18 protein-coding genes are annotated in these 21,005 nt (G+C 38.9%); all 18 read left to right on the top strand.

The window, feature by feature from the left end:
• On the top strand, positions 1-226 hold a 226-nt coding region (locus T344_RS0118595), incomplete at its 5' end, for a transposase (RefSeq protein WP_027629946.1).
• A gap of 278 nt (positions 227-504) precedes the next feature.
• Entirely contained in the window at positions 505-1,365 is an 861-nt protein-coding gene (locus T344_RS0118600) for a carbohydrate ABC transporter permease (RefSeq protein WP_027629947.1), read from the top strand.
• Between the two features lie 5 nt (positions 1,366-1,370).
• Entirely contained in the window at positions 1,371-2,267 is an 897-nt protein-coding gene (locus T344_RS0118605) for a carbohydrate ABC transporter permease (RefSeq protein WP_027629948.1), read from the top strand.
• 103 nt (positions 2,268-2,370) lie between these two features.
• On the top strand, positions 2,371-3,684 hold the full coding sequence (locus T344_RS0118610) for an efflux RND transporter periplasmic adaptor subunit (RefSeq protein ID WP_027629949.1): 1,314 nt from the start codon (positions 2,371-2,373) through the stop codon (positions 3,682-3,684).
• A 14-nt stretch (positions 3,685-3,698) separates the two neighbouring features.
• Complete coding sequence (locus T344_RS0118615; protein WP_027629950.1) at positions 3,699-5,093, top strand: ABC transporter permease; 1,395 nt, start codon at positions 3,699-3,701, stop codon at positions 5,091-5,093.
• Positions 5,094-7,535, top strand: a complete 2,442-nt coding sequence (locus T344_RS0118620) for an extracellular solute-binding protein (RefSeq protein ID WP_027629951.1) — start codon at positions 5,094-5,096, stop codon at positions 7,533-7,535.
• A gap of 46 nt (positions 7,536-7,581) precedes the next feature.
• Positions 7,582-7,728, top strand: coding sequence for a hypothetical protein (locus T344_RS31060; protein WP_154669460.1), 147 nt, complete (start codon positions 7,582-7,584; stop codon positions 7,726-7,728).
• Between the two features lie 93 nt (positions 7,729-7,821).
• Complete coding sequence (locus T344_RS0118630; RefSeq protein ID WP_027629952.1) at positions 7,822-8,847, top strand: D-alanyl-D-alanine carboxypeptidase family protein; 1,026 nt, start codon at positions 7,822-7,824, stop codon at positions 8,845-8,847.
• A 71-nt stretch (positions 8,848-8,918) separates the two neighbouring features.
• Complete coding sequence (locus T344_RS0118635; RefSeq protein ID WP_027629953.1) at positions 8,919-9,470, top strand: VanZ family protein; 552 nt, start codon at positions 8,919-8,921, stop codon at positions 9,468-9,470.
• Positions 9,471-9,571: 101 nt separating this feature from the next.
• Positions 9,572-10,318, top strand: coding sequence for an alpha/beta fold hydrolase (locus T344_RS0118640; RefSeq protein WP_027629954.1), 747 nt, complete (start codon positions 9,572-9,574; stop codon positions 10,316-10,318).
• A gap of 243 nt (positions 10,319-10,561) precedes the next feature.
• Complete coding sequence (locus T344_RS0118645; RefSeq protein ID WP_027629955.1) at positions 10,562-11,932, top strand: ABC transporter substrate-binding protein; 1,371 nt, start codon at positions 10,562-10,564, stop codon at positions 11,930-11,932.
• A 90-nt stretch (positions 11,933-12,022) separates the two neighbouring features.
• Entirely contained in the window at positions 12,023-12,901 is an 879-nt protein-coding gene (locus T344_RS0118650; protein WP_027629956.1) for a carbohydrate ABC transporter permease, read from the top strand.
• Between the two features lie 9 nt (positions 12,902-12,910).
• Positions 12,911-13,753 carry a carbohydrate ABC transporter permease gene (locus tag T344_RS0118655; protein WP_027629957.1) on the top strand — a complete coding sequence of 281 codons (843 nt, stop codon included), beginning with the start codon at positions 12,911-12,913 and terminating at the stop codon, positions 13,751-13,753.
• Between the two features lie 119 nt (positions 13,754-13,872).
• Positions 13,873-15,903 carry a beta-galactosidase gene (locus tag T344_RS0118660; protein ID WP_027629958.1) on the top strand — a complete coding sequence of 677 codons (2,031 nt, stop codon included), beginning with the start codon at positions 13,873-13,875 and terminating at the stop codon, positions 15,901-15,903.
• Positions 15,896-16,579, top strand: a complete 684-nt coding sequence (locus T344_RS0118665) for a hypothetical protein (RefSeq protein WP_027629959.1) — start codon at positions 15,896-15,898, stop codon at positions 16,577-16,579. Before T344_RS0118660 ends, T344_RS0118665 begins: the two co-directional genes overlap by 8 nt.
• 82 nt (positions 16,580-16,661) lie before the next feature.
• Complete coding sequence (locus T344_RS0118670; protein ID WP_027629960.1) at positions 16,662-18,485, top strand: cache domain-containing sensor histidine kinase; 1,824 nt, start codon at positions 16,662-16,664, stop codon at positions 18,483-18,485.
• Positions 18,460-19,731: a response regulator transcription factor gene (locus T344_RS0118675; protein WP_027629961.1), complete on the top strand. Its 1,272-nt coding sequence runs from the start codon at positions 18,460-18,462 to the stop codon at positions 19,729-19,731. The genes T344_RS0118670 and T344_RS0118675 overlap by 26 nt, the downstream gene beginning before the upstream one ends.
• Positions 19,732-20,115: 384 nt before the next feature.
• The coding region (locus T344_RS29980) for an eCIS core domain-containing protein (RefSeq protein WP_117407523.1) at positions 20,116-21,005 on the top strand (890 nt) is incomplete at its 3' end.

Genomic DNA, 21,005 nt, shown 5'->3' on the forward strand with positions numbered 1-21,005 from the left:
ACCCAAAATCGGAAGAAAATCCAAGGAACGGGAAGCCTTTGAAAAAACATCAGCATTCCGACGGTTAAAACAATGGCGTTCAGGCATTGAAGGACGAATCAGTTGTTTGAAGCGTCGGTTTGGTTTAAATCGCAGCATGCTCAGTGGATACCGGAAAACACAAATGTGGACTGGTCTGGGTATCTTTGCCCATAATCTACGGCAAGCAGCCAAATTAATGGCCTGAAGGTCAAAAATGGCCAAGTAACTCACATATTCAAGTGTCAAAGATCAATTTATTCTATAATTTTTATTAATATGAAGTGTATAACTTCACAAAAGTTGAATTTATCAGGTTAATCTAACTAATTATTAACTATTCCAATAGTCAATTGACAAAGAATGACTATTGCAGTAGTATTATTTCGAACATGACTATTGCAGTAGTATTATTTCGAACATGACTATTGCAGTAGTTGTATTGCAGACTACTGGTTGATAAATAAGCTGTATAGGAGGATATTGATGCAAAAGCCAAAAAACATAACACCAGTTTTATTTCTGGCACCAAGTATTGTTGGTTTTTCAATTTTTTATTTCATACCGTTTGTGGGTGGATTGTACTATTCATTTGTAGACAGTCCGGTAGGGGGAAGCTTTGTGGGGCTGAAAAACTATATTGAGCTTCTACAGAATTCGGTATTCTTAAGGGCAGGTTACAATACCCTGACTTTTACGGCAATCAGCGTGCCCCTTAACATTTTACTTTCCCTGGGGCTGGCGCTTTTGCTGAACAGGGATATATACCGGAAAAACCTTCTGCGCACCGCCTTCATTGTACCGCTTGTGGTTCCTGTAGCCTCTGTGGTTCTGGTGTGGCAGATATTGTTTGATATTAACGGTTCCATAAACAGTCTGATATCCTCCTTTGGTTTTTCGCCCATTGACTGGATGAAAACCGATTATGCAAGGCTTGTAGTAATAATTGTATATCTCTGGAAGAATATTGGATACAACATGGTGCTATTCCTTGCAAGTTTGCAGAATATACCCCGGGAATACTACGAAGTGGCCGATATTGACGGCGCCGGCAGCTGGCGCAAGTTCACCAATATTACACTGGTATATCTGACTCCTGCCGCGTTTTTCATATTTGTAATGTCCATTATCAACTCCTTCAAGGTATTCAGGGAGACCTACCTGATTTCGGGTGCGTATCCTCAAAACAGCATATATATGCTGCAGCATTATATGAACAATATGTTCTCATCCCTGGATTACCAGAAACTTACTTCGGCGGCTTTTATCATGGCAGTGTTCATCTACATACTGGTTTTAATAGTGTTTAAACTTGAAAGAAAAATCGGCAGTACAATCGGAGGGTAGAAGGTATGGGTACCGGGCGCCAGTTTTATAAAGAGCTTGAAAAAACAATATTATCGGTTTCTTTGTTTGTCATTGCCATAATCATTTTATTTCCGCTGCTGCTTACCGTTACAAATTCCTTTATGAGTGAGCAGGAAATAACCGACAGCTACAGCATGGTCGCAGTAAAAGATCAGGTACCGGAGAAGGATTCTTTTGCAGGCAAATATGCCGATGTTAAATTGATTCCTTCCATGGTAACTGTTAAGCAATATTACTATGTCCTAATAAAAGAAACGCAGTTTCTTATGAAGTTCTGGAATTCGGTGTTTCTGGCAGCACCCATAATATTGGGCCAGCTGCTGGTGGCATCAATGGCAGCTTATGCCTTTTCAAAACAGAAGTTCATTTTCCGGGACAAATTGTTCTTTGCGTATATCATCATCATGATGATGCCTTTTCAGGTTACTCTGGTTCCCAATTATATCATGGTCGGTAAATTAGGCCTTATGGGAAACTATTTATCCATTATACTTCCCGGCATATTCAGTACATTTGGAGTATTTTTATTGAGGCAGTTCATGATGTACATACCCGATGCCTATATAGAATCTGCCAAAGTGGATGGAGCCAATCAGTTCAGGATTTTCTGCAGCATTATCCTTCCCATGTCAAAAACCGGACTGGCGGCTCTGGCAATTCTGGTTTTCATAGATAACTGGAATATGGTTGAGCAGCCCCTTGTATTTTTACAGGATGTAAACAAGCATCCCCTCTCGATTTATCTGTCCAGCATAAATGAAGGTGAACGGGGCATAGCCTTTGCAGCCTCCACAATTTACATGCTGCCCATGCTGCTGGTATTCCTTTACGGGGAGAACTATCTGGTACAGGGGATTCAGCTTTCGGGTCTTAAGGGTTAATCCGGAATTGCAGAGATTCTGTTAATTTACTTCAGTAATTCGCAAAAATTATAACGGGGTTATTGCGTTATAAAAAAACATTGACGTGGAGGTAGAACAAAACATGAATGCATTAGAAGAGAATGAAAAAACAGGCCGCAGAAGGCTTATGGGAAAAGCAACAGTAATATTTCTGGCAGTAATACTGCTTTTAACATTTTTTTCAAATTCAATAAACAGCTTTACTCTTCCAAAAGTGACTTATGAAACCGCTGCCAGCGGTGCGTTGATAAAAGAGGTTTCGGGGACAGGAAAGGTTGAGGCAAAATCCTTTCATGACCTGTATGTTAAATCCAGTATGAAAGTGACCGAAATCACGGTTAAGGTGGGAGACACCGTAAAGCAGGGACAAAAGCTTCTGACCCTTGATACCTCGGAGCTGGAAAATCAGATAAAGGATGAACAGGATAAGTTTGCCCAGCTGGAGTTAAGCCTGGAGAAGCTTCTCGACACCGGTGAAAAGCTGAAAGAGGCCGGGTCGCCCCAAAGTCTTTTAAATCTTGACAAGGCAGTTGAACTTGCAAGGCAGAGTGCTGAAAAAGCAGGCAGAAACTACGAAGACAGCAAAAGCCTGTATGAAATGGGGGCTGCTGCCGCCAATGAACTGGCCGATGCAAAAACAGCCTGTGAAAACACAAATACCGAATATGAAATAGCGAAGAATAACAGGGAAAAAGCCTTATCGGACAACAAAAGAGATATTGAAAACAATAAAAGAGACATTGAAACTAACAGACTGAATATCAGCATTGCGCAGCGGAAAATAGATGATCTTCGGAAGCAGGCCGGCATGAGTACGGTGTCGGCTCCCTGCGACGGAATAATAACAGAACTGTATTATTCCGAAGGCATGACTGCCAATTCATCCCAGCCCTTGTACAAAATCGCCGATGCAAAAGGCGGCTTCCAATTCACTGCTGCCGTTGACATTAGTGCCGCAGAATATATAGAGCCGGGGGATGAAGCCGAGCTGACAATAAGCTCGGGGAACAGAACCATTAAGGGTGTGGTCAGCCAGCTTAAGGATAATCAACAGCAAATGGGAGTAAAAAAGGACGTTCTCATTGATATAAGCGCAGAAGATTTAATAGGGGGTGAAAGCGGCACGGCAAATATTAAGAAGGGTATGGGCTCATATAAGACACTTGTTTCAAATTCGGCAGTGGGACAGGATAATGACGGGAATTTTGTATATGTGCTCAAGGAAAGGAAAGGTACACTGGGAAATGAGTTTTATGTTGAAAAAGTAATTGTAAATATTGGCGATTCCGATAACGTAAAAACTGCTGTTCTAAGTGGAGTGACCTCTGCGGATAAGATTGTTTCAGACAGCGATAAACCCCTGTCCGACGGATCGCGTGTAAGAATAGCCGAATAGGAGCTGTGATTATTATGAAAAAAAGCAAAACACTATGGTTGATATCTTTTTTCGGTGTACTATTTACGCTTTCAGGTATTGTCCTTGGAGGAGGAATTATTGAGAAATGCCTGGAGCTTAATGGGGATTACTCTCTGCAAAAGGTGATGGTAGCTGTGAAAAAACAGCTGGACCCCCAGGGGTTAAATACATTTACAATGGATGAGGTCACCAGGCTTGAAAAAGAGCTTTCAAACAAGGATATCAGTGCTGCCGCCCGGTCGGGCCTGATCAACAATTCCGTGTCCTTCAACAGTATAGCTTATCCTGCAAGTATAAACGGTGTTGACAGCAGATATCCAAAGTTTACTGATGTATCACTTGAAAAAGGCAGTTTTATAACTTCCAGGCAGGAAGAAGAAGGAGCAATGGTTGCAGTAATAGATTATGATCTGGCATTGGATATATTTAAAACAGCAAATGTGACTGGTCAGAAACTCGAAATTTTCGGAGCTGTTTTCATAATTACGGGAGTTGTCAAAAAAGATGACTCTCTTATGGGAAAACTGACCGACAGCGGTATTTCCCAGGTTTACATACCGGTTGGAGTAATGCTGGAACTGGACCGCACGGCAGGTATAGAGACTCTTCAGATCAGGACCGGAGATGCCTCCACTCTGGATCAGAACAGGAACAGTATTTCATCGGCCTTGAGGCAGATAGGGAAAAATCCTTCAAACTACAGCTTAAGTGATTATAATATTAAACTTGCCTTAATGAAGCAATTGCCAAAGCTATATCCGTTTGTCCTGGGAGCAGTATCCATAATTACTTTAACGCTGTACCTGAAAAAAACTCTGTCAAGGCTGTACTCACACATAAGGTCCGGCTGCAGAACCGATTATATATTAAATGTTGTAAAATCCAGCCTTGCTTACATTGGAGCCTGCTTACTTGAAATGCTCCTGTCTGCTGCCGGCATTGTTCTTTTATGGCTCGGTATCAGGTTTGAACTGTACATTCCTCCAAATTATATTCCCGATGAGCTGATAAATATTTCGTATTATCAAGACCTGCTTAAAGCCGCAATTCAGGGAAGCGTGCAGAACATGGGATATATAGCCTCACGTCCGGAACTGCTTGTGAATACTTCAAATATTCTGTTGGATTTTATTGTTTTTATTTCGGCTGTGTTGGGAGCCGTGCTTTTATATGCGGGATTTCGCGAGTCGGGTTATTTAAGCATTGATATCAAGGGAATGACGGCAGTCTTTGCCGTACTTATGGCTGTTTCACTGGCAATTCTCGCCATGACGGCGTTTTTTGCAGACCTGCCCTTTATGCCGGATATAAAAAGTATTCTGGTGGTGTGGGCCTTTATATACATAAAAATTTTATTTAATTCAAAGAGAGAGGAAAGTGGTATTTAAATGTTTAAAAGGATTCTAGGTATATTTTTGGCATTGGCACTTACTGTAAGTGTTTCAGCCTGCGGAAATGACAAAAGCAGCAGGCAGTCACAGGAGCAAAATGCAGTAAGGTATATTGAAACGGAGATCGGCGGCAGTTCAGGTTTGAAGTGGCCTGTAGGCAGCAGGGTCAATTCAGAAAACCAACTTGTTTTTTTTGACAGGGGAGTCGGAGAAGCCGGCAGATTTGTAACTTTAAGTTCCGATGGGGTGCCCGGAACCGAATTCAGCTGCAGCCTTGCAGGAAATGTAAGAGCCTTTGCCCTTGACGCACAGGATAATATCTATGTGCTCTCAAGTGAACAGCAGCAGGATAATATTGTTCAAAACCTCACAGTGCTAAGCTCTGGAGGAGAGGTCAAACAGACTTTTGAACTGGACGTCCTCGGCAGATCGGGGGACGGTGCAATGGCTGCCGCAGGTTATTCAGATGTTGCCGTAGATTCAGCCGGCAATATTTATTTGACAGATCCCACAAAAAATATTCAGGTACTGGGAAAGGACGGACAGAAGCTAAGAACACTTGGCAGCCTGCAGTATGAAAGTCTGGATATCGATGCCGATGGCAATATAATAGCGGGCAATTTCGGCATGGGTAAGAAAACCATTGAGAAACTTGATGCAGCCACGGGTAAAAGCATCTGGGCGGTTGATTTGCCGTCTCAAAATTCAGGAATGTACATGATAGGTTCAGATAAAATAAGGTATTCGAAAGCTGACAAATCCATTTATCATATGAGCAGCCAGAACATTACCAGATATGATTCCAACGGTAAATTAATTGAAACAGCTATTGATTTCAAAGATTATACCATTTTGGCCGCCGGAAATAACATTATTGATCTTTGTATGGATGCTGCAGGAAATATATTTGTAACCTCAAGTTCGGCACCTTCCGGCGGAGGTAAGATAACACCCGCTGATGGCCAAAGCCCGGATAAGGCAGGAGATGGCGCTCCCTCTGGAAAAACTGTAGACGGAGGAGCAAAAGACGGAAAAGTTATTGTGACCGGCGGGGAGATTAAATATGAAATATACAGGTATTCAAAAGACAGCGGCAGCAATTCAATAAAGGAAAAGAAAACCATCACTGTTTCAGTCCCGCAGTCAAACAGAGCACTTGAAATGGCCGCAGGTAAGTATCAGAAGGAGCATCCCGAGTACCGCATCGACGTTCAGACCTATCCAGGCCAGGATAATAGCGGCAGTGATTATGAGACTTACGTTAAAAATCTGAACACACAGATACTTTCGGGTAACGGACCGGATATAATTTCAGCTGCAGGCTTACCCTATGAAAACTATGTATCCAAAAACATTCTTGCAAATCTAAGTGATATTATGGACAAGGATAAGGATTTTGACATAAACAATTATTATACAAATATCATGGATGCATTAAAGTCGGATAATAAACTGTATGTACTTCCCACAGAATTCTCCTTCAATATTTTAATGGCAAACCAGGAAGTGCTTGATCAGGAGTCAATCAAAATAGACAGCGCCAAATGGACCTGGGAGGATTTTAAGTCAATAGCCGGGAAAGTCACACAAAACAGCGGGGACGGCGGCAGCAGGGCTGCATTGCCGGCAGTGGGCCCTATGGAGCTTTTAAATCTCTTCACCGGCGGCAGCTACAGCAATTATATAGATTCACAAAAGAAGAATGCCACCTTTACATCAAAGGAGTTTACTGAACTCCTTACCACAGTCAGGTCATTCACCGACAGCAGCCTGGCCGACAGCAGTATTAAAACGGATATGGTTTCGGTACTGGATGCCGCGGGCAGAGGAGCACTGGTATTTTATCCGTATACTATCACGGATTATAATATGTATGCATTAATGAAGTCCGCTTTTAAAGAGAAATTAAGTCTTTATGAGCTTCCTTCCGAAGGAGCTTCCAATGGCAAAACCTTTACCTCAAGTTCTTTATATGCCATAAATAATAATTCCAAATATAAGGCTGAGAGTTGGGAACTGCTAAAGACACTTATTTCGGAAGAAGTACAGGCACAGAGCACCCAGAGTGGAATGACCCAGTCAAAAGGAAATGGAAATGCCGGAGGCCCGGCCAAAATGGGTGTCGGAGGCTTTTCAATAAACAGGGCTGCCCAGCTGAAGAAAGCCCAACAGGCCATAGATGCATCGACAGGAGGAAAAACAAGAATGATGATGAAAGGTCCCAACGGAAATATTTCTCTAAGCCCCGCGGCGATGTCACAGTCGGATATTGACTACATTGACGGATTCATATCCAAACTGAATAAATTTGCAAATGCAGATGAAAATATCAACAGCATTATAGTTGATGAAACAAAGGCCTTCTTCTCGGGTGAAAAATCCGCGGAAGAGACAACAAGACTGATTCAGGATAGAGTAAATACCTATCTGGGGGAATGATTACAATATAAAACAGCCGTCTTAAACAAGGAAGTTGTTATTAAACATGTTTCGAAAAGACCTGCAGGACAGAGGAATGTTCTACAGGTCTTTTATTTATTTTCAATTCCGGTTTACCTACAATTCCACATCAGAACAGGTTTTAAATTCAATGAAGCTGGGCTGCCGGGAAACAGTAAAGCTTCCGTTATAAGAAAATATTAAGAAGTTCATAAGATAGAATTCCAACATAACTCCTTCTTCTGTGCTTAAATAATATCAGCACAGAAGAAGGAGTTGTTTTATTATGGTACGAAAAGTAAAAAAGAAAAAGTCAGGAGTACGCATGTTTATAGCACTTGCGTTGATGGTTGCCATTGCCGCTATTGTTTACAAATCCGTCACTACTCCAGGAACCCACCAAATATTTGAGAAGGAATATGACCATAAAACCCCGTCATATTCGCCTTTAAAGATAACACCAGATTCTTCTGAAGATAGAACAGCACCTGTTCCTCCGCAAAAGATAGAACCCGGTCCATCTGTTTCTATATCCTTCGACAAACTGAACAGTCCTAATGCGATTCTGATCCGTTTAAAAGATCATACCATCCTGAGGCAGAAAAATAGTGAAGATAAAATCTATCCTGCTTCTTTAACTAAAATGATGACAGCCATTGTTGCGATAGAAAATTTACCTGACCTGAAGGAAGAAATCAAACTTACCAATTCTACATTTCAGGGGCTGTACGAAGCAGATGCATCAATGGCAGGTTTCCAACCAGGTGAACAGGTCAGGGCAATAGATCTGTTATACGGAGCAATGCTGCCGAGCGGTGCGGAGTGCTGTATTGGGCTTGTTGATCAGATTGCGGGATCAGAGCAGAATTTTGTAAAATTAATGAATCAAAAGGCGGCAGATCTTGGCATGGAAAATACCCATTTTGAAAATTCGACCGGACTTCACAATGAAAACCACTATACAACAGTCAAAGATCTGGCTGTTCTTTTAAGCTATGCTTTGCAAAATAATACTTTCCGGGAAGTCTTTACGTCGTCACGTCATTCTATACGGCCTACGAATAGACATCCTGATGGGATAACCTTTTACAGCACCATGTTTAAAGGACTCAGTGATCAAAATATTATCGGAGGAAAAATTTTAGGGGGAAAAACCGGATATACTGATGAGGCTGGTCTGTGTCTCGCAAGTCTCGCCAGAGCGGGTAATAAAGAATATGTTTTGGTTACAGCCGGTGCAAAAGGAGATAACCACTCGGAACAGTTTAATATTACCGATGCAATAGCTGTATACAGCAGCATAGGAAAATAAGAGTTCTTCACGAAAATACAGGCAACTGAACTTCAAAGATAAGCAGGGATAAAATGCAAAATGGAGGTATTATGAATAAACGAGAACCAATTAAAACAGCCTTTTTATATGGTGTTTTCATTTGTTACATAGTTTTGTTAATGAATATATTGTTCTTATCAAGAATTTCGATTTTTGAACTTTTTAATAATGAAAGGACTTTATTTAGGTCGATCAATCTCATTCCGTTTTATAGTATAATGGAATATATATCTGGCAGTTCTGAAATTACGAATACACTTGCTTTTGTTAATGTGGCTGGCAATATCGTTATTTTTATTCCCCTTGGTATATATTTGCCTTTATTCAAAAATGATAAAAGAGCAATAACCAATCTGCTGTTTATATTGATAGTGAGTTTATTTGTTGAAATCACTCAGGGACTTTTAGGCATCGGTGCATCAGACATTGATGATGTAATTCTAAATTGTTTCGGTGGATGGATTGGTATTTTAGGGTACAAGTTTTCATTATTTATATTGCGAGATGAGAAAATAGTACACACTGCGATTACAATACTATCTGCAATCATAGGATTACCTGTTACATTATATTTTTTATTCATAATTAAAATGAGATTCTGAATATTTTTTGCATACTCAAGAAGATACCCTGTAACCTGTAGGGGATGTTTAAACCGGACAAACGTGTTGATAGCAATGATAAGAAGCAGAAAGGATACACCATGATATTCAAAGAAACCCCGAATAAACAAATGCCCACTATAATTTTGCTGCATGGGGGCGGACTATCCTCCTGGTCGTTAAACAGTATTGTAGAACAGCTGCAATCTGATTTCCATATTATTACGCCTATTATTGACGGCCATGGAGAGGATGGAGATGAAGAATTCATATCCATTCAGGATTGCGCAAGGAAACTCATAGAATATATTGATACAAATTGCAATTCCCAGGTGTTTGCTATGGGTGGATTGTCAATCGGAGCACAGATTGTAACAGAGGTTCTATCTCAAAGAGAAAAAATTACAGATTATGCAATTATCGAAAGCGTATTGGTTTATCCCATTAAGGGAACAACCGCCTTGACTGTACCAACATACAAGCTTTTTTATGGTCTGATTAAGAAAAAATGGTTTGCCGGAATGCAGGCAAAAACACTATGTGTCCCTCTGGATATGTTTGAACAGTATTATCAGGACAGTCTGAAAATATCAAGGCAATCACTGATTAATATCACACTGAGCAATGGCAACTATAACTTAAATGAATGTATTGCAGACACAAAAACAAAAGTCTTGATTATCGTAGGAGAGAATGAAGTCGGAATCATGAAAAAGTCCGCTCGTCTATTGCATGATACGATAACGGGAAGCGTTCTTTATACTGCGCCTGGAATGAAACATGGTGAATTGAGTTTAAAGTACCCTTCAAAATATGTTGATTTATTGAAATCGTTTTTTTGTAAATAATCAGTATTCATTGGTATCTCCGTTTGTGCTGAAAAGGCTGAAGTAAACTAATAATCGGATTAGTTTACTTCAGCCTTTTCATGTAAAGCGTAATATTTTATAACATATTACTGAATTTTATCGTATTTATCTTTTGTGCTTAATCCTATACAATTTTCACATAAGGGAAAACCTTTATATAAAGTTACAACTTGCGCATGTTATAACTATCAGGAAGAAATATATAATAACAGGAGGATGACCATGAAAAATTTTAGTAAAAAGGCATTTGCATTGGCCGTGACAGCTGCTTTAACAGTTAGTATGGCTGCATGCGGAAGCAAGGATTCATCTGATAATACATCTTCTAGTCAGACTGCAAATTCGACAGCAGCCGTAAGTACTGCCGATACTGCACAAAAGAAGGTTTCACTGGTACTGTCGACAAACTGGGGTGAGGGGGACTCAAAATACAATTATTTTTATCCTAAATTCCAGGAATTCCAGAATGCAAACAAGGACTCTATGGATATATCCTTTGAAACATACAGCACTGAGGATTACAAGACAAAAATAAAGACTCAGATTTCATCTGGAAATTTACCCGATGCGTTTACCTACTGGGGTGGAGCCATGATGAATGTTATGGTTGAAGCAGGTCTGCTTTTGGATGTTGATGAATATTTTAAAGCCAGTCAAACCGTAAAGAGAGAAAATTTTGAACCTTCTTCCTTTAGCTACTATACGGCTGCAGATGGAAAGACTTACGGTGTTCCTCTTGAATCAACCCGCGGAGTTTTCCTTGTAAATACTGAAATATTTAAACAAAATGGTCTCACAGTACCTAAAACATATGATGAATTAAAACAGGTATCAAAAGTACTTAATGATAAAGGGATTATTCCCATAGCAATGGCAAGCAGCGGCGGAACACCGTCCGAGTTCTTCTTCAGTGAATTGTACAATCAATACAATGGTGCGGCAGATGAACTTAAAAACCTCACTGCATCAAGAAAATTCAATACTGCCAATGCTGTGAAGGTAGCTGCAAACATACAGGATATGATCAATAATAAAATGTTCCCCAAGGACACTGTGGCAAACGGCGGCTGGGCAGCATGCCTGCAGCTGTATACAGATAAAAAGGCAGCTATGACATATACTTATCCATGGATGTTTGAGTCCATTCCTGAAGAAATACAAAAAATCAGCGAAGTTGTTCCGATTCCCAAACTTCCTGATGCAGATATAGATCCTGCTGCAATTATGTCAGGTTTCACAGTATATGGTTTTGAGATAAACAAGGCAACCTTTAACGATTCTGAAAAACATGATGCAATGATAAAACTTTGTGATTTTCTTGCATCGGATGATCTTTCAATCAACCTTTCAAAAAGCGGTATGATTCCTGCCAAGAAGGTCAATGTGGATATGAACGGTCAAAAAGTGATTTATCAGAAGATGATGGCTTATGCAGCTGACAAGAAATTGATACAGGTTCATTTCTCAACCATGCCGAGCCTTGACGCCCTCAACATGTTCGACAGCAGTCTGGATGAATTGTTTATCAAGGCTCTGGAACCGCAGGCTTTTGTTGACAAAATACAAGCAGTTCTGGATAAAAACAGTAAATAGGTTAAATGTTATCGACCGTATAGAATGAAAATGTAAAGGCTGTCTCAAAATAAAATATTGAGATGGCCTTCTTTTCAGAAAGGGACTCTAATGAAAAGTAAAATTAATAAACTAACCTTACCGGTTTTATTTCTGGCTCCTGTATTTCTGATCTATACAATATTTCTCTTTGTTCCCATGCTTCAGACAGGCTACTACAGTCTGACCCAATGGAACGGAGTTTCAGAAAAAGTGTTTATTGGATTGGGAAATTATAAAGAGCTGCTCAAAAATAACGATTACTGGATAACTTTTTTCAACACTCTTAAATTAACAGCTGTCTCATTAATAGTTCAGATTTCCTTTGGACTGCTGCTGGCATATTTACTTTATACAAAAGTCAGGGGAATGAAAATTTTCAGAACAGTATTTTTCCTGCCTGTCGTTATCGCTCCTGTAGCCATCGGATTAATGTTTTCACTATTTTATAACAGTGAAATTGGGATCTTTAACAAAATTCTTTATGCAGTGGGTTTAGACATGCTTCAAACCAACTGGCTGTCAAACCCGAAAACTTTGCTGTATGCTGTAATGGCATCTCAGGTGTGGCAGTATATAGGCTTATATGTTACTATTTTTCTAGGAGCCCTGCAGTCAATCCCGGAAGATTTGATAGAAAGCGCCCAGATTGATGGAGCAGGAGAAGTCAAAACCTTCTTTCATGTTGTTCTGCCTCAGTTATCTGTTTTCCTTAACATATGCATGGTTTTATGCGTTACAGGTTCACTTAAAGCCTTTGATCATTCCTATATCATGACTAACGGCGGTCCCGGGGTACGTTCGGCTTACCTGGGGGTATTCATGTATAAAACAGCCTTCGGCAATTCTGATTTCGGAATGGGCAGTGCCATAACAATAACAATTATTTTAATTTCTTTGACTATAACATTATTATTTAACAGGTTCTCTGCATCCGGGAGTGAAAATTAGGAGGTACAGATGCGTAGTTTTTTTGGTAAGCCGCTGAAATACAAGATTCAAGGAACAGTAAAGTATGTTTTTCTCCTTTTAGTGTCGGTCATTTCGCTGTATCCTTTCGTTTGGGTATTGATTACGTCATTGAAGGATAATAATGATATCTATGGTAATTCCTTTGGACTTCCGCGCGTATTCAGATGGGAGAATTACTCCGAGGCCTGGAAGGGTGCCAGTGCAGGGAGATCATTTTTTAACAGTTTATTTGTATGTATGATAACTTTGGTGATTCTGGCAGTAATTACGTCCATGGGAAGCTATATATTGACCAGAGTGGCTAAAAGCAAGCTGTTATCCACATATTTTTCTCTGGGACTTATGATACCCATACATGCTTTATTGATTCCATCGGTATTAATCTTTAAATATTTAAAGTTAACGGATAATTTATTTAGTCTTGTTCTGGTATATACCGCAGTAAATATTTCCTTCAGCATGTTTATAATGAACGGATTTCTGAAAAGCATTCCAAAAGAGATTGATGAAGCCGCAACTATTGACGGCTGCGGAAAAGCAAGGGTTTTCTTTCAGATATTATTGCCCATAGCAAAACCGGGCCTGGCCACAGTAGCAACATTGGCTTTCCTGAATTGCTGGAATGACCTTTTGCTGGGCCTGGTGGTAATTTCAACACCTGCCAAACGGACATTATCTGTTGCAATATCGGTTTTAAAAGGTTCATATCTGACTCAATACGGCTTGCTCTGCGCCGGTTTTGCAATATCAATTGCACCCGTAGTCATTATGTATCTGCTGTTCCAAAAGCAGGTAATAGCAGGTATGACAGCAGGAGCAGTCAAGGGATAATCGCGGCACCAGGCCGCACAGATAAAAATATGAGTTATGTAAAAATATTTTATTTAATATTACAATTATTGACGCAAGTTATAAAGCTGGTAGGCAACTGACTTGCGGGGGAGGACTGCATGATAAAATTTACCGAAACCGGGATTATGATTCATGGTACCGAAAAACCATTATACAGCGGTTCAATACACTATTGGAGAAGTGACAGGGAAAAATGGGACACCATTTTGGAGCATATACGCAATATGGGCTTTGAAATCATTGAAACCTATATTCCATGGTCTGTTCATGAGTATGAAGAAGGAAAATTTGATTTTGGTGAAATAGAAAGTAACAAGGATTTGGATGGGTTCCTAAGTTTATGCGAAGAAAAGGGACTCCATGTTATAGTTCGTCCAGGGCCGCATATAAACGCCGAAATGACCTTTTTCGGATATCCTGAATGGATACTCATGGATGAGGATATCCAGGCAAGAACTCCATGGGGATCGACAGTAGTATATCCATACGCAGCAAAGCAGTTTCCCATACCCTCCTATGCTAGTGAAAAATTATATGAAAAGACAGAAATTTATTTTAAAAAGCTGGCACCTGTTTTAAAGAAACATATTCATGAAAAGGGATGTATAATTTTAATTCAGGCTGATAATGAAACCTGCAACTTTTTTAGAGACAGGCCTTATATCATGGATTATTCATCTGCCTCAATCGATTTGTATCACAGGTTTCTGACAGAAAAGTACAACGGTATAAGTGAATTAAACCAGGTATACCGCAGTACATATGATAATTTCATGGAAATTAAAGCTCCTTCGGGGTTTAAGGGAACGGTCAGGGAGGATTTGCCCTATTACTTTGATTGGGTTGAATATAAAGAATATCAGATACTTGATGCCTTGAAAAGGATAATTGCAATATTGGAAAAATTAGAGCTGGGTATTCCGGTTTTCCATAATTGTGCTTATCAGGATTATACTCCGATTTCGGTCCAGAGGGACGAAAGGATTAACAAACTGGACGTCGCAGGTATTGATGCATATCCTGAGCCCGGTGATACCGCCATGCTCCGCAGACGAATACGATATCTGGCAGGTAGCAGCAGACTTCCTTTTGTACCTGAATTCGGATCGGGTTCATGGTTTGACAGAGAAGTACTCCTTACGGCAGAAGAAGAGGAATTCGGCTATTTATATTCCATAATGAACGGTCTGAAGGCTGTTAACTTTTATATGCTGGTGGAGCGTGACCGTTGGAGCGGCTGTCCTGTTACAAATGACGGACGGAAACGGTTGAATTATTATAATATGTTCAGCGATATGCTAAAAATGATGAAAGAGCACAATCTGCATCAATATAGGAGAAAGCCGAAAATCCTTATTATGAGGAACTATGACATGGGCAGATTCAGAGCGTTGTATTCCATTATGGATTTAAATATACTATCATCAAATTGCTTTATAAACGGTTTGGATATTCCTCATGAACTATTTATTCCGGAGGCAGATTTACAGTTGAACCTGGATTACACACCGGGAAATTACAGTGATGAAAAATGGATAGATCAGATTTCCGGAATTTTAGACTCAAAGCATTATGACTACAATTATTCGGATCAGTATCTGCCGGCAGAAAAGTGGGAAGAGTACGATGTCATTATTGCTTCTTCATATGATTTTATGGATAAAAAGGTTCAGAAGCAGCTTTTACAATTTTCTCAAACAAAGGACAAGCGGTTAATCCTTGGGCCGTATATTCCATATTTGGACCGTGATTTCAACAAGTGCAGCCTTCTGGAGGAAGAAATTAAGACTAATTCTAACGGGCAGATAATTGCTGTAAAGAATCCGGAAGCTTTTGATATAAGTGTGATAAACACAAAAAGCCTTGTAAATAACATTGTTTCATGCGAAAACCCAAATATAGAAATCTCTGTCCATAAAAACCATATTAATCCTAAAATTCAGCTGCTTTATATAGCAAATAAAGCAGTTGAAGAACAAACAGCACTGTTGGATTTCAAAGGTGTTTGCAGATTTTCGGCCCTGTGGAGGAGCAAGGGTTTAGCAAAGGAAAACAGTCTTGTGATTAATATACCCGCACATACTGTTCAGATCTGGAAGGTAGAAAGGGAGGAAGCAGCAAATGATTGACAGCAGCATCAAAATAGAGTTTTTAAAACCTGAAATATGGACAAACCTTGGAACTGTTCTTGCTCCACTTATAAATACAGGAAAGATACTTCATATCCTGGATAGGGGATCAGGAGTATATAAAGCTCTGACCTCAGACCATCAGAACTTTTCACTGGAAGCATATGTCAAAGGACAAGTACTCAGCATAGATGATATTTTTGTCGAATTTTCTGATATAATAGAAATCAGAGTTTACACTCCTGAGGGGCTGATAAACTACTACAGTGAAATACAGAAAGCTACTGTTTATCAGCAGGATATAGATGATTACTTTATTGGTCTTTACCATGCTCAGGAGGACGGAGACGGTATAAAGATATACAAAAGAAACAGCCAAACAATGAGATGTTATATGGAAAGGCTTAAAACCTGTCTTAAAGGTGAAATTGATAATGCTGTGGTTTTTGTGTGGCTGACGGACAATGACAAATTGTATTTCAACTGTATTTTAGAGTTTTTGGAAGGAAAATTAACATGCCTGTCTACTTCGGACAGGTATCCTGATGCTGATGAGAACTATGAATCGATTTACGGGATGATAAAGAAAGAATACGACTGCAAGATTATCCCCGTCAGGATGGAGCTTAAGGACTATATGCAAAAGGCAAAAGAGATCTGGTTGATGATCCTGTGAATTGTGAAAAAGTGTTAAGTGTAAAACCGTTTATATAAAATAATTAATTTGGCATTTATTGTGAGGTAATGGAGGGAAGATAATGCGGAATAGAAAGGTGTATAACGGTAACAGCGGAAATGTGGCAATCAAAAGCCGTACTTCTCTTCGTTTCCGCTTTACTCTGGCCATGATTTTCATGGCGCTTATTCCCGGGCTACTTTTATCTTTAATCTATTTCGGAAACATTAACAATTTCTACAGGGATAAAATTGAAATATATCAGGTAAATACTCTTAACATGATGAAATCGCACATGGAGGATACCATAAACAAAGGAAGAACTGTATCGGAACAAGTATTGGGACTGGCCGTCAGTTCTTCCATGTTTAATAATTATAACGAGATGAATTCTTATGAGAAGCTGATTTTACTCCGGAATGTGAATTCATTATTATCCAATATACGTGTATCTAATGATTCAGTAGACAATATTTATATGATTACCTTTGACGGCAATTACTACACCTCAAATAAAGAGTGGAACAAGGAAGAATTTCTGAAAAATGACTGGACTGAAGAGGATGAAAAGCGGCAGGCGGGAGGGACGGTAACAATACCAACTCATACGGCAGCCTACAAATATTTGAGTGCAGGTTCAAATCCTCCGCTTGTTGCCAGTTTTGTAACCTATTTAAATAAATATAACGGAAACAGCGTTATACGGCTGATTCAGATTGACATAAGTTATCAAAAGATAAAAGATGCAATGGATTTTATGGAAGTGACAGATAAAGATATGGTATTTATTGTAGATAATGACGGTAAAGTCATATATGCCACCGATAAACAGCAGGCAGGGAAATCTGCTGAGCAGATATCAATTGCCGATAAGTCACTGGATACCATTTTACAAAAAGCCGGTAATCATGATAAGGTAAATATAGATAGCATGACTGTAAGAAGATGTGCAATAAAAGGCAGCAACTGGAATATTATTCAGATAAACAGCGATCAGATGCTCAGGCAGGAGCTGGCTAAATTCAGAGACATCTGGGTGACGATAGCTGTTATATGTATGTTGGCAGCAGGAGTTATTGCTTTAAGCCTGTCTTTAAGTATTACCAAACCAATTACAAGTATTATAAGGAATATGAAAAAGGTAAGCAGGGGTGACTTTAATATTAAAGTTGATACTGTGGCCGATAAAGATCTTGCAGAACTTGTTGATAGTTTCAATATCATGATTTCTGAAGTGGATAAACTGATGAAGGAAAATATTCATAAAGAGCGGGAAAGAATGACTATGGAGCATATAGCTTTAAATTCCCAGATTAATTCTCATTTTCTGTATAATACTCTAAATGCCGTAAAGTGGATGGCTGTGAGGATAGGTGCCGAAGATATAGCAAAAATGGTGGTATCCCTGGTTAATATGCTGGAATACAGCTGCAGGCAAGTTGATACATTGGTACCAATTCCTCAGGAAATTCAGTTTATTAAAGATTATGTGTATATTCAGGAAGTCAGATATAATAATTCAGTTCATATTGATTATTTTATGGATAAAGAGCTGGACGATTTTATGATTTTGAAAATACTATTGCAGCCCATTGTGGAAAATGTAATTCTTCACGGCTTTGGAGATGGCAGCAGGGATAACCGCATTACCATACGAGGTCAATTGCAAGAGGATTTCATAAGAATTCAGATCAGGGATAACGGAAAAGGTTTTAATTTCATGGGCTTTGACAAGCTGACAGGTATAGGACTCCACAACATACAAGATAGAATCAGACTGAATTATGGAGATAGATATAAACTTAAGCTGGAAAGTGAAATAGGGGAAGGAACCTGTGTTACTGTGACAATTCCTATAATAAAAAGGCAGGAGGTATCTGATGCAGAAAATATTGATAGTAGATGATGAGGCATTTGCCAGAACAGCTATAGAAGACAGTATTAAAGCAGCAGATAATACAATTCAGGTATTTACTGCTTCAAACGGTGATGAGGCGTTGGAGGTTTTGTCAATGGAAGATATTGATATCATCATGACCGATATTAGAATGCCCGGTATGAGCGGTATGGAATTGCTGACTGAAATAAGAAGGTTGAAAATTGAAACAGAAGTAATAATATTAAGCAGCTATAATGAGTTCGATTTAGTCAGGCAGGCTCTTCAGCTTGGCGCTTTTGATTATCTTTTCAAACCCGCTATGCTGCCAGATGATATTCTGGAGGTAATAAAAAAAGCCTTTGCCAGTCAAAAGGACAGAATATCAAAGTCAGAGTCTGTAAGTAACAAAGTTGAGGGACACAACCATCCGCAAGATAAGGAAATATTCTTTTTTGAACTGCTGAATGGTTCCGGGATTGAACAAGACCGGTATCTTCAGGGATTGGAAAGGTTCAATTTAAATGGAAATATAAACAAAATAGTTGTTTCGGTGTTTAAATTGAATTTTTATCAGGAGAGTTTAGTTGAAATATTTGAGAACAATATAAACATTTTAAAAGCAGCTGTTTGTGAAGCTGCCAATGATATTTTGGGACAAAAAATCCATCAATTTATAAGCAGTAATTTTTATGAATATATACTTGTTTCCTGGGATGGGGAAAGCCTCACTAATAAACAATTCACTGATAATGTAGAGAATAAGATCCATATGATTATGGAATTTATGAATACTAATTTTAAACTGGATTTTTCTGTAGGAATAAGTAATGTGTCCAATACTTTTACCGATTTATCAAAATTATACCTGGAGGCTACCTTTGAAGCATCCAAAGGAAGTTTGGGAAGCGGGAATATATCGTATGCCAGGGAATTTAAAGGTAATATTTCTTTAAATAAGGAAATGAAAATTGCGCTGGATTATATAAAGAATAAATTGGGAGATAAAAACCTGTCACTTCAGATGGTAGCCGACCATGTAGGTTTAAGCAGGAATTACTTTTGTAAAATTTTTAAACAAACCATGGGTGTTAATTTTATTGAGTATATAACCAGACTCCGTGTAGAAAAGGCCCGAAATCTTTATATAAATACAGATATGAAGATATATGAAATAGCCGAAAAAGTGGGATATTCGGATTGGCATTATCTTTACAGTGTTTATAAAAAACTGTTTGGGCATTCAATGTCACAGGAAAAAACGGGATTTCGGTAAGTAGAGACTGGTAAAGCCTGTAGTTGATACCTCCAAAGTCAGCACTTATTGGTATTATAGATATTCCATAATGTTATAGAATATTGGATAAAGTTTATTTATGAAAATTATTAAAAAGTCGCATTTGCGACTTTTTAGCTATTTATACCTACAGGCAAACCGGGAACAAAGGTTGTAGAAACCTTATTGAAAACAGTGAATGTTCTCGTTTATAATTTAATGACATAAAAGTAGCTCAAGGGTATAAGCAAGATGGTTTGGAGAAGAGTCTATTGATTTAACAATTGTAATGATTTACAATAAATATATTAAGTTTCAAAATCTGGATGTTAAAAGCTCTTAAAAATTTACATATATTTGAGTAGATTTTAAGGGAGTGATTTAATGCAGACCAAGATGTTAGTAAAAAAAACGGAGCCGGCTTCAGGCAGGACAAATAATCCTGTGAATAATAATCATAAGAACAAGCCTGCTGCAAATAAGAAAAATGTAAGAACAACGGATTACAAGAAATTGCTGCAGATGATGCTTAATGATCCGGATGCCATAACAAGAGAAGAATTCTTGTTTTTGCAATCAATCATAGGATACAGGCAAGCAGTAGTAGCAAGAGAGAAAGCAAAGCAACGCAAACAGCAAAGAAAGATAGAGCAGACTAATCTTGTAATGAAGCAAATTTTATTAGAAAGATCAAATTCTGAAATTAAAAAAGATTCCGATGGCAAAAAAGAAACTTCAGAATTAAAGAATAATGATGAAAAAAATCCGCTACAAATGAAGAAAGGCGACGGCAATACTACCCTTTCAGGCTCAAGTATTCAACATAATCTGAGAGCAGGGCTTGAAAAAATATCAGGAGTTGATCTGTCAGATGTAAAAGTGCATCAAAACTCTGATAAACCACAGCAAGTGGGTGCTCTGGCGTATACGCAGGGAAATGATATTTATATTGCTCCCGGACAGGAAAAGCATCTTCCTCATGAGGGCTGGCATGCTGTACAGCAAAAGCAGGGAGTAGTTAAGCCTACATTACAGATGAAGTCTGGAACACTTGTAAATGACGATGCGGGTTTGGAAAAAGAAGCTGATGATATGGGCAGAATAGCAACAGAAGAGGGTAGAAGTCTTTTAAATACTCAACAGTTGAGTTCTAAAGTAACACAGCCCCAATTGAGCGAAGGAAAGATTATACAGAGAGTAGAAACAAAAGGGCAAACATATATTGTTAAGAAAGGTGACACTTTAGGTGGAATTGCTATAAAATATAATGTATC

The sequence above is a fragment of the Ruminiclostridium cellobioparum DSM 1351 = ATCC 15832 genome, from assembly GCF_000621505.1.
In the GTDB taxonomy this organism is placed as follows: domain Bacteria; phylum Bacillota; class Clostridia; order Acetivibrionales; family DSM-1351; genus Ruminiclostridium; species Ruminiclostridium cellobioparum.